The organism is Blastococcus sp. LR1 (assembly GCF_020166105.1).
GTDB lineage: Bacteria > Actinomycetota > Actinomycetes > Mycobacteriales > Geodermatophilaceae > Blastococcus.
Window position 1 is genome coordinate 455,525 of sequence record NZ_JAIUJY010000004.1, and the last position, 13,212, is coordinate 468,736.

Consider the following 13,212-nt stretch of genomic DNA (forward strand, 5'->3'; position numbering starts at 1 on the left):
ACAGGAGTATTTGACGTGGCCCGTTACACCGGAGCCGATTGCCGCCTCTGCCGGCGCGAGAAGATGAAGCTGTTCCTCAAGGGCAGCAAGTGCGAGTCCGCGAAGTGCCCGATCGAGATCCGGCCCTACCCGCCGGGCGAGCACGGCCGTGGCCGCACCAAGGACAGCGAGTACCTGCTCCAGCTTCGTGAGAAGCAGAAGGCCCGCCGCATCTACGGCGTGCTGGAGAAGCAGTTCCGCGGTTACTACGAAGAGGCCAACCGCAAGACCGGCAAGACCGGTGAGGTTCTCCTGCAGATCCTCGAGTCGCGGCTGGACAACGTGGTCTACCGGGCCGGCTTCGCCGAGTCCCGCGACATGGCGCGCCAGCTGGTCCGCCACGGCCACATCCGGGTGAACGGCCGCAAGGTCGACATCCCGTCGTACCGCGTGAGCGAGAACGACATCATCGAGGTGGCCGAGAAGTCGCGCACGATGCTGCCGTTCGAGGTGGCCCAGGCCCGCGCCGGCGAGCGTCCCGTTCCCGCGTGGCTCGAGGTCATCAGCAGCCAGCTGCGCGTGCTCGTGCACAGCATCCCGGCCCGCCAGGTGATCGATACCCCGGTCCAGGAGCAGCTGATCGTGGAGCTCTACTCCAAGTAGCTCCTACCGGCTCCGGCGGGCGGACAGATGCCCGCCGGAGCCAGCACCACCCTCACGGCGTCATATGGCGGGTGCCGGAGGACCTGAAGGAGAAACACATGCTCATCGCACAGCGCCCCACGCTGACCGAGGAGATCATCTCGGAGCAGCGCTCGCGGTTCGTCATCGAGCCGCTCGAGCCGGGTTTCGGCTACACCCTCGGCAACTCCCTGCGGCGCACGCTGCTCTCCTCCATCCCCGGCGCGGCTGTCACCAGCATCCGCATCGAGGGCACCCTGCACGAGTTCACCACCGTGCCGGGCGTCAAGGAGGACGTCACCGAGATCATCCTGAACCTCAAGGGTCTCGTCGTCAGCTCCGACTCGGACGAGCCGGTGACGATGTACCTGCGCAAGCAGGGCCCCGGGCAGGTCACCGCCGCGGACATCGCGCCGCCGGCCGGCGTCGAGGTGCACAACCCCGACCTGCACATCGCGACCCTCAACGGCAAGGGCCGGCTCGAGGTCGAGCTCGTCGTCGAGCGCGGCCGCGGCTACGTCCCGGCGCCGCAGAACAAGCAGCCCGGCCAGGAGATCGGTCGCATCCCCGTCGACTCGATCTACTCGCCGGTCCTCAAGGTCACCTACGCCGTCGAGGCGACCCGCGTCGAGCAGCGCACCGACTTCGACCGCCTCGTGGTCGACGTCGAGACCAAGCCGTCCATCGCCCCCCGTGACGCCATCGCGTCCGCCGGGTCGACCCTGGTCGAGCTCTTCGGTCTGCTGCGCGAGCTGAACGTCGACGCCGAGGGCATCGAGGTCGGGCCCAGCCCGGCAGAGGCCGCCGACATCGCGAACTTCTCGATGCCGATCGAGGACATGGACCTCACCGTCCGGTCCTACAACTGCCTCAAGCGCGAGGGCGTGCACACCGTCGGTGAGCTCGTCACCCGTTCCGAGGCCGACCTGCTCGACATCCGGAACTTCGGGGCCAAGTCGATCGACGAGGTCAAGATGAAGCTGGCTGCCATGGGCCTCGCGCTCAAGGACAGCCCGCCCGGATTCATCCCCACCTCGGTGGAGAGCTACGACGAGGGCTACGAGACGGACGCCTACCAGGGCACCGGCGAGTACGCCGCGGGCTACGACCAGGCCCAGTACGACGAGGCCTCCTTCCAGGAGACCGAGCAGCTCTGAGGCCGTGTGCCGGACGGCGGGGCAACCCGCCGTCCGGCACCGCCCCGCGGGCAGCCACACTGAACGCGAGCACCACCGCAGTACGGACGACAGCAGCACCACGGATGCAGCCGGCAGCGAGCGCCCGGCGGCCTGAGGAAGGACCGACATGCCCACCCCCACCAAGGGACCCCGTCTCGGCGGCGGCCCCGCGCACGAGCGGCTGATGCTGGCCAACCTGGCCACCTCGCTGTTCGAGCACGGCCGCATCACCACGACCGAGGCGAAGGCGAAGCGGCTCCGTCCGCTGGCCGAGAAGCTGGTCACCTTCGCCAAGCGCGGTGACCTGCACGCCCGTCGCCAGGTGATGACGACCATCCGTGACAAGGACGTCGTCCACACCCTCTTCGCCGAGATCGGTCCTCGCTTCGAGAACCGCCCCGGTGGCTACACCCGCATCACCAAGGTCGGTCCCCGCAAGGGCGACAACGCCCCCATGGCGGTCATCGAGCTGGTCGAGGCGCTGACCGTCGCGCAGCAGGCCGTCGGCGAGGCCGAGCGGGCCCGCGGCACGCAGTTCGCCTCCGGCGCCGGCTCGTCCGCCGCCACCGGCGAGGTCACCGCGGACGTCGTCGAGGAGACCCCGGCAGCCGAGGCGCCCGTCGCCGACGCCCCGGCCGAGGAGACCGCGGACGACGCGGCCGCCGACGAGGCCGAGGGCACGGACGGCGCCAAGTGACCGGTCCCGAGGGCACCACGGGGCCCGGTGGCGACACCTCCCCGGCCGTGACCGACGGCTCCGTCACCGACGAGGCGCAGGAGATCGTCACCGACGTCTTCACCCCCGACGGTGAGCGCCAGGACGACGGCGACGTCACCCGTCAGCCGACCGCGCACAACACCGCGGTCGTCGACGACCCGAACCTCTCGCCCGAGGTGGCCGATGCCGTCGCGGCCGAGGTCAACGCCGCGGAGATGGGTGACGCCGCCACGGCCAGCCTGAACGCTCCCGGCGGCGAGTCGGCTCCCGACCCGCGATAGCACCTCGCCTCCACGACGTGTCGCTGACCAGTCAGCACCCGGACGAGCCCGCCACCCACACCGGTGGCGGGCTCGTCCGTCTTCGTCTCGGGGTCCAGTACGACGGGACCGCGTTCCACGGGTGGGCCCGGCAGCCCGCGCTGCGCACCGTGCAGCAGGAGCTGGAGCAGGGCCTCGCCACGGTGCTGCGCCGCCCGGTCGAGCTGACCGTCGCGGGCCGGACGGATGCAGGGGTCCACGCCACCGGGCAGGTGGTGCACTGCGACATCCCGGCCGAGCTGTGGGCCGAGCAGGCGCCGAAGCTGGTCCGCCGGCTGCGTGGCGTCCTCCCGGGGGACGTCGTCGTGCGGTCGGTCGAGGAGGCGCACCCGGACTTCGATGCCCGCTTCGGTGCGCTGGCGAGGCACTACGTGTACCGGCTGACCGACGACCCGGCCGGGCCGCCGCCGCTGCGGCGGTCCGACACCGTCGCCTGGCCCCGCACGCTCGACGCGGGCGCCATGGACCTTGCCGCCGGACTGCTGCTCGGGCAGAACGACTTCGCCGCCTACTGCAAGCGGCGCGAGGGGGCGACGACGATCCGGACGCTGCTCCGGCTGACCGTTGCGCGCCAGCGGGAGGAGGACGGCACCGAGGTCGTGCGCATCGACGCCTCGGCCGACGCCTTCTGCCACTCCATGGTCCGCAGCCTCGTCGGCGGGCTCATCGCCGTCGGTGAGGGCCGGCGTCCGCTGGACTGGCCCGCGAGCCTGCTCAGTCGCACGGAGCGGTCCAGTGAGGTGCCGGTGGCGCCCGCGCACGGTCTCGCGCTCGTCGCGGTCGACTATCCGCCGGACGCCGAGCTCGGAGCCCGCACGCAGGTCACCCGCGCCCGCCGCGGGCCTTAGCCCTCAGGGCAGCGCGGCGACCGCCTCGGGAATCGCGGTGTCCCCGGAGACCAGCTCGACCACGGCGCCGTCGCGTCCGGCGTCCAGCAGGGCGAGCAGGACGGCGGCGACGTCGTCCCGGGGGATGCTGCCGCGGTCGGCGTGCCGGGCGAGGGTGACCCGTCCGGTGCCGGGGTCGTCGGTGAGCCCACCGGGCCGGACGACGCTGACCGCGAGCGTCTCGCGCGCCAGCAGGTCCTGCTCGGCGCCGAGCTTGGCCCGCAGGTAGGCGGTGAACACCTCGTCGACGCCCTCGGGCTGGGCTCCGTCGGCGACGAGGTCCACGCCCATGGAGGAGACCAGCAGGTAGCGGCGCACGCCGGCCCGCTCGGCGGCGTCGGCCAGCAGGACCGCGGCGCCGCGATCGACGGTGTCCTTGCGGGCGACGCCGCTGCCCGGTCCGGCGCCGGCCGCGAACACCACGGCGTCGGCGCCCGACAGCACCTCGGCCACCTTCTCGACGGAGGCCGACTCGAGGTCGAGCACCTCCGGGGTGACGCCGTCGTCCTCCAGGTCGGTCCGGTGGTCGGGGTTGCGGACGAGGCCGAGAACGGCGTCGCCGCGGGCGGAGAGCAGGCGGCCGAGGCGGCGGGCGATCTGGCCGTGGGCTCCGGCGATGACGATGCGCATGATCGGCCCCTACCCGGGGCGGTGCCCGGCTACCTGCCTGGCGCGGGCCAGCTCCTCAGGTGTGTCGCAGTCCACCCACGGGGCCGGCGTCCCCGGTACGAGCGAGGGGCGGTGCCGGGTGATGTCCAGGCCGCGCAGGGCGCGGTGCAGGGCGGCCGGGGCGTCGGGGTCGGCCACGGCGGTGCGCAGCCGCTCCGTCCGCCAGACCCCGAGGAGCAGCTGGTCCCGGCCGGTGTCGTCGACGACCAGGATGCCGTCGGCGGAGGACTCCCGGCGCAGGTCGCCGATGACGTCGGCGGTCAGGAAGGGCAGGTCCCCGGCCAGCACCGCGACGACGTCGGTGTCGACCTCGCGGAGTCCGGCACGCAGCGCCGCGACCGGCCCACCGCCGGGCGGCTCCTCGCGCACGACCACGACGTCGGGTGGGGTGGGCTGCGGCGGCCCGACCACGATCCTCCGGTCCGCGTCGGCGACCGCGTCGAGGACGGCGTGGAGCATCGTGCGGCCGCCGACCTCGAGCTGCGGTTTGGCCTGCCCGCCGAGCCTCGCCGCCCGGCCGCCGGCGAGCACCACGGCGCTGTACGGCGGCAGTTCCTCCATGCGCAGCACCGTAGGCCGACGCGCGTGGGTACCGTCGGCCCCGTGGGACGAGTCACCAGCCGCACCCCGGTGCTGCGCATCCGAGGTCCGCAGCACACCACCCGGCCCGACACCGTCGCGGCCGAGGAGCCCCTGGAGATCCGGCTGGGCGGCACCGCGCTCGCCGTGACCATGCGGACCCCCGGTGACGACTTCGACCTGGTGCACGGCTTCCTGGCCACCGAAGGCGTCATCTACGGCGCGGACGACGTCGCCGGGCTGCGCTACTGCGACTCCGTCGACGCCGAGGGGCGGAACACCTACAACGTCGTCGACGTCGACCTGGCGCCCGGCGTGCCGATCCCGGACACCGGTCTGGAGCGGAACTTCTACACGTCCAGCTCCTGCGGTGTCTGCGGCAAGGCGAGCATCGATGCCATCCGCACGAAGACCTCCTACGACGTCGCAGCCGACGCCGCGCGGCTCCCGCTGGAGGTGCTGCTCGCGCTGCCGGACCGGCTGCGGGCCGAGCAGCAGGTGTTCGAGAAGACCGGTGGCCTGCACGCGGCGGGGCTCTTCACCGCAGGCGGCGAGCTGCTGGCGCTCCGCGAGGACGTCGGCCGGCACAACGCGGTGGACAAGGTGATCGGCGACGGCGTCCGGGGCGGGCGCCTGCCGCTGGCGGGGCACGTGCTCATGGTCAGCGGGCGTGCAAGCTTCGAGCTCACCCAGAAGGCGGCGATGGCGGGCATCCCGGTGCTCGCCGCGGTGTCGGCGCCGTCGTCCCTGGCGGTGGAACTGGCCCGCGAGGTCGGCATCACGCTGGTCGGCTTCCTGCGCGGAGACGGCTGCAACGTCTACACGCACACCGAGCGGATCGTCCTGCCCGACTGACGGGAGCACGCCACCCGAGCACCGTGAGCCGCCCCGCGAGGCGGTGGCTCGAGGACGGGCCCGGAGGGTCCTCATCGGGACACCGGGTGGAGCTCAGGGCAGCAGGGGCACGGCAGTTGGCCGCGGTGTCGTCCGGAGGACGACATCAGACATGGTCGCCGCCGCGGAGCTGGCTGACCACGTGGGGGAGCAGCGGTCCTAGCACCGCGAGTCCGTCCTTCACCCCGCCGGTCGAGCCGGGGAGGTTGACGATCAGCGTGCGCCCCGCGGTGCCGGCCAGCCCGCGGGAGAGCACCGCGGTGGGAACTCCGTGCTCGGCGCCGTACCGGCGGACGGCGTCGGCGATGCCCGGCGCCTCGCGTTCGAGGACTCCACGGGTGGCCTCCGGCGTGACGTCGGTGGGGGAGAGCCCCGTGCCTCCGGTGGTGACGACGAGGTCGACCCCCGAGTCGACCGCCTCGCGCAGCACCGCGACGAGTTGCTCGACGTCGTCCGGGCGCACGTGCGGCCCCTCCACGGCGAAGCCGAGGTCGCGCAGGCCGGCGGCGACGGCCTGACCGCTGCGGTCCTCGTAGACGCCGGCCGAGGCCCGGTTGGACGCGGTCACGACGACGGCGCGCGCGCCGGCGGGCAGGTCGCTCACCGCGTCCACACCCCGCTCTTGCCGCCGGACTTCCGGAGCAGCCGCACGTCGGTGATGGCCGCGCGCGGGTCGACCGCCTTGACCATGTCGATCACCGTCAACCCGGCGACGGCGACCGACGTGAGGGCCTCCATCTCGATCCCGGTGCGGTCGGCGGTGCGCGCGGTCGCGGTGATCTCCACGGCCTCGTCGGTCACCTCGAGCTCGACGGTGACGCCGTGCAGCGCGATCGGGTGGCACAGCGGGATCAGATCCGGCGTCCGCTTGGCACCGGCGATGCCGGCGATGCGGGCCACCGCGATCGCGTCACCCTTGGGCACCCCCTCGCCGCGCAGCAGCGCGACCACCTCCGGGCTGACCAGCACGCGCCCGGCGGCGGTGGCCTCCCGGGCGGTGACGGCCTTGGCGCTGACGTCGACCATGCGCGCGGCACCGGTCTCGTCGACGTGGGTGAGCCGGGGTTCGGTCACTGCGTTCCTCCTGTTCGGCTCCGCGCTCGCTCCGCGCCTCGCTCGTTCCTCGCTGCGATGCTCACTCGCTGTCGCCTCACTGGAGCGCTCCTTCGATCAGCACGACGTCGACCTGTGCGCCGGCGGGCAGTTCGGTGACGTCCTCGGGGACGACCACCAGGCAGTTGGCCCGGGCCAGGTGCGCCACGAGGTGCGAGCCTGGCCCGCCGACCTGGGAGACCTCGCCGCCGTCGTAGCGGCCGCGGAGGAACTGGCGCCTGCCGGCGGGGGAGCGCAGCGGCCCCGCGAGCCGGGCGGGGGCGCGCAGGCGGTCGGGGAAGGCGTGCCCGAGGGCGCGGCGCAGGGCGGGGCGGACGAACACCTCGAAGGAGACGAACGCGCTCACCGGATTGCCCGGCAGCGTGATCACCGGGACGCCGTCCACGGTGCCGGCCCCCTGCGGTCCGCCGGGCTGCATCGCCACCTTGCCGAACTCGACGGTGCCGAGGGTGCGGAAGGCGTCCTTCACCACCTCGTAGGCGCCGGCGCTCACTCCGCCGCTGGTGATCAGCAGGTCGGCCGACGCCACCTCCGCGCGGACCGTGGCGAGGAACTGGTCGACGTCGTCGGGCACGAAGTGCAGCCGGCGGGGGATCCCGCCGGCCTCCTCCACCGCCGCGGCCAGCAGCACCGAGTTCGACTCGTAGATCTGGCCGCGCACCAGCGGCTGCCCCGGCGCGACCAGCTCGCTGCCGGTGGAGAGCACCAGTACCCGCGGTCGGCGTCGCACGGTCAGCTCGGTGGCGCCGACCGCGGCGGCCAGACCCAGCTGCGCGGCACCCAGCGGAGCGCCGGCGGAGAGGGCGACGGTGCCTGCGGTGATGTCCTCCCCGGCGCCCCGGAGGTGGCTGCCGGCCGCGGGGCGCTCGCGGATCTCGACGACGTCGGTGGCCCCGTCGGTCAACTCCACCGGGACGACGACATCGGCGCCCGGGGGGAGCGGGGCGCCGGTCATGATGCGGTGCACGGTGCCCGGCGCGAGGGCGACGACGTCGGTGCGCCCGGCGGGGATGTCCTCGGCGACCGGCAGCCGCACGGGGCCGCCGTCGGGCCCGGCCAGCTCGGCCCAGCGGCCGGCGTAGCCGTCCATCGCGGAGTTGTCGAAGCCGGGCAGCGGAACCTGTGCGACCACGTCCCGGGCCAGCACCCGACCGTGCGCCTCGGCGAGGGGGACGCTCTCCTCGGGCAGCGCCGGCAGCAGGGCCTGCACCACCGCCTGGTGTTCCTCGACCGTCCGCATGGACCCATCCTGGCCGATCTCCCGCCGGGCCACCCCGGCGGTGGCCGGTTACTGTCCCCGGGCACCTACGGCGAGACGGAGGACGGACGTGGCAGAGATCGACCGGATGCTCGAGGCGAACAAGGCCTGGGCGGCGCAGTTCCCCGGCAGCAAGCCGGTGCGCCCGGCCCGCAAGGTCGCGGTGGTGGCCTGCATGGACTCGCGCATCCCGCTGTTCGGGGTCCTGGGGCTGGAGATCGGGGACGCGCACGTCATCCGCAACGCAGGCGGGGTCATCACCGAGGACACCATCCGCTCGCTGACCCTCAGCCAGCACGCGCTCGGCACCCGGGAGATCGTGCTGGTGCACCACACCGAGTGCGGGCTCCAGACCACCGACGACGTCTCCTTCGCCGACAAGGTCGAGGCGGCCACCGGCCGTCGTCCCCCGTGGGCGGCGCGGACGTTCACCGACGTGGACGACGACGTCCGCGAGTCGATCCGGCTGATCAAGGAGAGCCCCTACCTGCTCTCGCACGAGGTGCGCGGCACCGTCTACGACGTCGACACCGGCCTGCTGCGGGAGATCACGGACCGAGGGCCGGCGGCGTAACCGCCGCTGGTACTGTTCACGGTTGGCGCGCGCGAGCCGGCTGGTGCTGCGCGCGTCGATCCACGTCTCCCGTGCTCGGTGAGGCGAATCCACCAGCCACCCCGACGACGACGGAGGACACGAGCGCCGTGCGCACGTACACCCCCAAGCCCGGCGAGATCTCCCGGGCCTGGCACGTCATCGACGCCACTGATGTGGTGCTCGGTCGACTTGCCAGCCAGACCGCGCAGCTCCTGCGCGGCAAGCACAAGCCCCAGTACGCCCCGCACGTCGACGTCGGCGACTTCGTCGTCATCGTCAACGCCGGCAAGGTCGCTCTGACCGGGTCGAAGCGGGACAACAAGGTGGCCTACCGCCACTCCGGTCACCCGGGTGGTCTCAAGACCATCAACGTGGGCGACCAGCTCCGCACGCACCCCGACCGCGTCATCGAGCGCGCCATCAAGGGCATGCTGCCGCACAACACCCTCGGGCGTCAGATGCTCTCGAAGCTCAAGGTCTACGCCGGCCCCGAGCACCCGCACGCTGCGCAGCAGCCCCAGACCTACGAGATCAAGCAGGTGGCCCAGTGACCAGCGCACTGACCGTGACCGACGCCGACGGGCGTCCGATCCAGACCGTCGGCCGCCGCAAGGAGGCCGTCGTCCGCGTGCGACTGCTCCCCGGCACCGGCCAGTTCACGCTGAACGGCCGCACGCTCGAGCAGTACTTCCCGAACAAGGTGCACCAGCAGCTCATCCGTGAGCCGTTCGTGACCCTCGAGAAGGCCGAGCAGTACGACGTCGTGGCCCTGCTCAAGGGTGGTGGCGTCACCGGTCAGGCTGGCGCCCTGCGCCTGGGCATCGCCCGCGCCCTGATCGAGATCGAGGCCGAGGACCGTCCGGCCCTCAAGAAGGCCGGCTTCCTCACGCGTGACCCCCGGGTCAAGGAGCGCAAGAAGTACGGGCTCAAGAAGGCCCGCAAGGCTCCTCAGTACTCCAAGCGCTGACCCGTCCCTTGGGTCGCCTGTTCGGTACGGACGGCGTCCGCGGAAGGGCCAACTCCGAGCTCACGCCGGAGTTGGCTCTCTCCGTGGCCCGGGCCGCCGCCGGAGTGCTTGCCGACCGCGACGGGACCTCGCGTCCCGTCGCGGTCGTCGGCCGTGACCCCCGCGCCAGCGGGGAGATGCTCGAGGCCGCGGTCGTCGCGGGTCTCACGAGCGCCGGAGCCGAAGTGCTCCTGGCCGGGGTGGTCCCCACGCCGGCCCTGGCCTACCTGACCGCGCGCGCCGACGCCGATCTCGGCGTCATGATCTCGGCCAGTCACAACCCGATGCCGGACAACGGCATCAAGCTCTTCAGCAGGGGCGGGCACAAGCTGCCCGACGCCGTCGAGGCCGCCATCGAGCAGACCGTGGCCTCCGGCTCGTCCGAGGGACACCGCCCCACCGGTGCCGGGATCGGCCGCGTCAGCGCGCTCGCCGACGGCACCGACGCCTACCTCGAGCACCTGCTCTCCACCGTCGACCGGCCGCTGTCCGGGCTCTCCGTCGTCGTCGACGGTGCGCACGGCGCCGCTGCCTTCGCCGCGCCCGACGTCTACCGCCGGGCCGGTGCCACGGTGCACGCCATCGGCTGCGAGCCCGACGGCTGGAACATCAACGACGGCATCGGCTCGACCCACCTGGGCCCGCTGACCGACGCGGTCCGCTCGCACGGCGCCGACATCGGCATCGCCCACGACGGCGACGCCGACCGGTGCCTCGCGGTCACGGCCGACGGCGACGTCGTCGACGGCGACGCCATCCTCGCCATCTGCGCGCTGGCGCTGCACGAGCGCGGCGAGCTCACGGACGCCACCGTCGTCGCGACCGTCATGAGCAACCTCGGCTTCCACCACACGATGCGCGACGCCGGCATCGCGGTGCAGACCACCGCGGTCGGCGACCGCTACGTGCTCGAGGCGCTGCGCTCCGGAGGCCTGAGCCTCGGTGGCGAGCAGAGCGGGCACCTCGTCTTCCTGGAGCACGCCACCACCGGCGACGGGCTGCTCACCGGCCTGGCCCTGATGTCGCGCATGGCCGCCACCGGGTCGTCCCTGGCCGAGCTCGCGTCCGTCGTGCGCCGGCTGCCGCAGGTGCTGATCAACGTGCCCGTCACCGACAGGCTCGCGGTCGCCGAGAGCGACGAGGTCGCCGCCGCGGTCAACGCGGTGGAGGAGGAGCTGGGGGAGTCCGGCCGCGTGCTGCTGCGCCCCTCGGGCACCGAGCAGCTGGTCCGCGTCATGGTCGAGGCCCCGACCCAGGAACAGGCCGACGAGGTCGCCGACCGCCTCGCGGCTGTGGTCGCCGGCGTCGGCTGACCGGCCGCCTCCTCACCCGCCGGGGTCGCCCCCGCTCGGTGGAACGCCGCACCCCGGCGTCCCGCCGGTACCCTCGGTCGAATGTGCGGCATCGTGGGTTACGTCGGTCCGCAGGGCGCGTTGGACGTCGTCCTGGAGGGCCTCCGCCGGCTGGAGTACCGCGGTTACGACTCCGCGGGCATCGCCGTCCTCTCCGACGGGGCGCTGACCACCGCGAAGAAGGCCGGCAAGCTCGCCAACCTGGAGAAGGTGCTGGCCGAGCAGCCGCTGCCCGACTCGACGATCGGCATCGGTCACACCCGCTGGGCGACGCACGGCGGGCCGACCGACCGCAACGCGCACCCGCACGTCTCCGCTGACGGCTCCGTCGCGGTGATCCACAACGGCATCATCGAGAACTTCGCCGCGCTGCGCTCCGAGTGCGAGGCGAGCGGCATCGAGTTCACCTCCGAGACCGACACCGAGGTCGTCGCGCACCTCCTGGCGGCCGTCTACGAGGCCACGCCCGAGGGTGAGGGCCGTCTCGCCGAGGCCATGCGCCGCGTGTCCCGGCGGCTCGAGGGCGCGTTCACCCTCGTCGCCACGCACGTCGCCGAGCCCGACACGCTGGTCGCCGCCCGGCGCAGCAGCCCCCTGGTCGTGGGTGTCGGCGAGACCGCCGACGGCACGCCCGAGTACTTCCTGGGCTCCGACGTCGCCGCCTTCATCGGGCACACCCGTGAGGCCCGCGAGCTCGGCCAGGACCAGGTCGTGGAAATCGACCGCACTCGCGGCCTGACCGTCACCGGCTTCGACGGCACCCCCGCCGAGCCCACCGCCTACACCGTCGACTGGGACGCCGCGGCCGCCGAGAAGGGCGGCTACGACTGGTTCATGCTCAAGGAGATCGCCGAGCAGCCCCAGGCGATCGCCGACACCCTGCTCGGCCGACTCGGCGAGGACGGGAAGCTGCTGCTGGACGAGGTCCGCCTCTCCGACCAGGAGCTGCGGGACATCGACAAGATCTTCGTCGTCTCCTGCGGCACCTCGTTCCACGCCGGCCTGATCGCCAAGTACGCGATCGAGCACTGGACCCGGATCCCGGTCGAGGTCGAGGTCGCCAGCGAGTTCCGCTACCGCGACCCGGTGCTCGACCGCTCGACGCTCGTCGTCGTCATCAGCCAGTCCGGCGAGACCATGGACACCCTGATGGCGATGCGGCACGCCAAGGAGCAGAAGGCGCGCGTGCTGGCCATCTGCAACGCCAACGGGTCGACCATCCCGCGCGAGTCCGACGCCGTGCTCTACACGCACGCCGGGCCCGAGGTCGCCGTCGCCTCCACCAAGGCGTTCCTCAGCCAGATCGTCGCCTGCTACCTGGTGGGGCTCTTCCTCGCCCAGGTGCGCGGCGTGAAGTACGAGGACGAGATCGCCGCCATCGTCGACGACCTGCGCGAGCTGCCCGAGAAGGTGGCCCGCGTCCTGGAGGACATGGAGGAGGTCCGCGCGCTGGGGCGTTCGCTGGCCGACGCGAACACGATCCTCTTCCTGGGCCGCCACGTCGGGTACCCGGTGGCGCTCGAGGGCGCGCTCAAGCTCAAGGAGCTCGCCTACATCCACGCCGAGGGCTTCGCCGCCGGTGAGCTCAAGCACGGGCCGATCGCGGTGATCGACCAGGGCACCCCCGTGGTCGTGATCGTGCCCTCGCCGCGCAGCCGGAACTCGGTGCACGGGAAGGTGGTCTCCAACATCCAGGAGGTCCGCGCCCGCGGCGCCCGCACGATCGTGATCGCGGAGGAGGGCGACGAGGACGTCGTCCCCTACGCCGACCACCTGATCCGGGTGCCCCGCACGCCGACGCTGATGGCGCCGGTCGTCACCACCGTGCCGCTGCAGGTGCTGGCCTGCGAGATCGCCGACACCCGCGGGTTCGACGTCGACCAGCCGCGCAACCTGGCGAAGTCCGTCACCGTCGAGTGACTTCCCTGGTGATCAGCTGACCTGATCACCAGTCGTCCTGGCTCACTGTCGACGGTGAGCCAG

General features: G+C 72.8%; 15 protein-coding genes and 1 pseudogene. 11 read left to right on the forward strand and 5 right to left on the reverse strand.

Annotated features, from left to right (window positions below; all coding sequences use genetic code 11):
* Window positions 1–15: 15 nt before the first annotated feature.
* From rpsD to truA, 5 genes and pseudogenes are all read left to right on the forward strand, one after another.
* Window positions 16–642: a 30S ribosomal protein S4 gene (rpsD, locus tag LBW97_RS14190; RefSeq protein ID WP_113811328.1), complete on the forward strand. Its 627-nt coding sequence runs from the start codon at window positions 16–18 to the stop codon at window positions 640–642.
* Between the two features lie 98 nt (window positions 643–740).
* On the forward strand, window positions 741–1,817 hold the full coding sequence (locus LBW97_RS14195) for a DNA-directed RNA polymerase subunit alpha (RefSeq protein ID WP_224499997.1): 1,077 nt from the start codon (window positions 741–743) through the stop codon (window positions 1,815–1,817).
* 148 nt (window positions 1,818–1,965) lie between these two features.
* A pseudogene (gene rplQ, locus LBW97_RS14200) lies at window positions 1,966–2,313 on the forward strand (50S ribosomal protein L17); the annotation flags it as partial.
* A gap of 218 nt (window positions 2,314–2,531) precedes the next feature.
* A complete protein-coding gene (locus LBW97_RS14205; protein ID WP_224499998.1) occupies window positions 2,532–2,837 on the forward strand; it encodes a hypothetical protein in 306 nt (101 codons plus the stop codon).
* 17 nt (window positions 2,838–2,854) lie between these two features.
* Window positions 2,855–3,724 carry a tRNA pseudouridine(38-40) synthase TruA gene (truA, locus tag LBW97_RS14210; protein WP_224499999.1) on the forward strand — a complete coding sequence of 290 codons (870 nt, stop codon included), beginning with the start codon at window positions 2,855–2,857 and terminating at the stop codon, window positions 3,722–3,724.
* 3 nt (window positions 3,725–3,727) lie between these two features.
* On the opposite strand, the gene LBW97_RS14215 is transcribed toward truA, so the two are convergent.
* Together LBW97_RS14215 and LBW97_RS14220 are read right to left on the reverse strand one after the other, a co-directional pair.
* Window positions 3,728–4,393 (reverse strand): NAD(P)H-binding protein, encoded by a 666-nt coding sequence (locus tag LBW97_RS14215; RefSeq protein ID WP_224500000.1) that lies wholly within the window; start codon window positions 4,391–4,393, stop codon window positions 3,728–3,730.
* Window positions 4,394–4,402: 9 nt separating this feature from the next.
* Window positions 4,403–4,993 (reverse strand): molybdenum cofactor guanylyltransferase, encoded by a 591-nt coding sequence (locus tag LBW97_RS14220; protein WP_224500001.1) that lies wholly within the window; start codon window positions 4,991–4,993, stop codon window positions 4,403–4,405.
* A gap of 42 nt (window positions 4,994–5,035) precedes the next feature.
* Between LBW97_RS14220 and fdhD the strand changes: the two genes are divergently transcribed.
* The gene (fdhD, locus tag LBW97_RS14225; RefSeq protein ID WP_224500002.1) at window positions 5,036–5,866 is read left to right on the forward strand and encodes a formate dehydrogenase accessory sulfurtransferase FdhD; all 831 of its coding nucleotides are present in this window, start codon (window positions 5,036–5,038) and stop codon (window positions 5,864–5,866) included.
* Between the two features lie 145 nt (window positions 5,867–6,011).
* Here fdhD and LBW97_RS14230 read toward each other — a convergent pair whose 3' ends face one another.
* From LBW97_RS14230 to glp, 3 genes are all read right to left on the reverse strand, one after another.
* On the reverse strand, window positions 6,012–6,509 hold the full coding sequence (locus LBW97_RS14230; RefSeq protein WP_224500003.1) for a molybdenum cofactor biosynthesis protein B: 498 nt from the start codon (window positions 6,507–6,509) through the stop codon (window positions 6,012–6,014).
* On the reverse strand, window positions 6,506–6,979 hold the full coding sequence (gene moaC / locus LBW97_RS14235; RefSeq protein ID WP_224500004.1) for a cyclic pyranopterin monophosphate synthase MoaC: 474 nt from the start codon (window positions 6,977–6,979) through the stop codon (window positions 6,506–6,508). The genes LBW97_RS14230 and moaC overlap by 4 nt, the downstream gene beginning before the upstream one ends.
* A gap of 76 nt (window positions 6,980–7,055) precedes the next feature.
* On the reverse strand, window positions 7,056–8,258 hold the full coding sequence (gene glp, locus LBW97_RS14240) for a gephyrin-like molybdotransferase Glp (protein WP_224500005.1): 1,203 nt from the start codon (window positions 8,256–8,258) through the stop codon (window positions 7,056–7,058).
* Window positions 8,259–8,346: 88 nt separating this feature from the next.
* Between glp and LBW97_RS14245 the strand changes: the two genes are divergently transcribed.
* The 5 genes from LBW97_RS14245 (at window position 8,347) to glmS (ending at window position 13,149) form a co-directional block, all read left to right on the forward strand.
* Entirely contained in the window at window positions 8,347–8,850 is a 504-nt protein-coding gene (locus LBW97_RS14245; RefSeq protein ID WP_224500006.1) for a carbonic anhydrase, read from the forward strand.
* 128 nt (window positions 8,851–8,978) lie between these two features.
* Entirely contained in the window at window positions 8,979–9,422 is a 444-nt protein-coding gene (rplM, locus tag LBW97_RS14250) for a 50S ribosomal protein L13 (protein WP_224500007.1), read from the forward strand.
* A complete protein-coding gene (gene rpsI / locus LBW97_RS14255) occupies window positions 9,419–9,838 on the forward strand; it encodes a 30S ribosomal protein S9 (RefSeq protein ID WP_374489990.1) in 420 nt (139 codons plus the stop codon). Before rplM ends, rpsI begins: the two co-directional genes overlap by 4 nt.
* 8 nt (window positions 9,839–9,846) lie before the next feature.
* Window positions 9,847–11,190, forward strand: a complete 1,344-nt coding sequence (gene glmM / locus LBW97_RS14260; RefSeq protein ID WP_224500008.1) for a phosphoglucosamine mutase — start codon at window positions 9,847–9,849, stop codon at window positions 11,188–11,190.
* 81 nt (window positions 11,191–11,271) lie between these two features.
* A complete protein-coding gene (gene glmS / locus LBW97_RS14265; RefSeq protein ID WP_224500009.1) occupies window positions 11,272–13,149 on the forward strand; it encodes a glutamine--fructose-6-phosphate transaminase (isomerizing) in 1,878 nt (625 codons plus the stop codon).
* Window positions 13,150–13,212 lie beyond the last annotated feature (63 nt).

Coding starts and splice junctions, on each gene's coding strand:
- LBW97_RS14195 (WP_224499997.1), top strand. CDS start 741: ATGCTCATCGCACAGCGCCCCACGCTGACCGAGGAGATCATCTCGGAG.
- LBW97_RS14215 (WP_224500000.1), bottom strand. CDS start 4,393: ATGCGCATCGTCATCGCCGGAGCCCACGGCCAGATCGCCCGCCGCCTC.
- LBW97_RS14220 (WP_224500001.1), bottom strand. CDS start 4,993: ATGGAGGAACTGCCGCCGTACAGCGCCGTGGTGCTCGCCGGCGGCCGG.
- glp (WP_224500005.1), bottom strand. CDS start 8,258: ATGCGGACGGTCGAGGAACACCAGGCGGTGGTGCAGGCCCTGCTGCCG.
- glmS (WP_224500009.1), top strand. CDS start 11,272: ATGTGCGGCATCGTGGGTTACGTCGGTCCGCAGGGCGCGTTGGACGTC.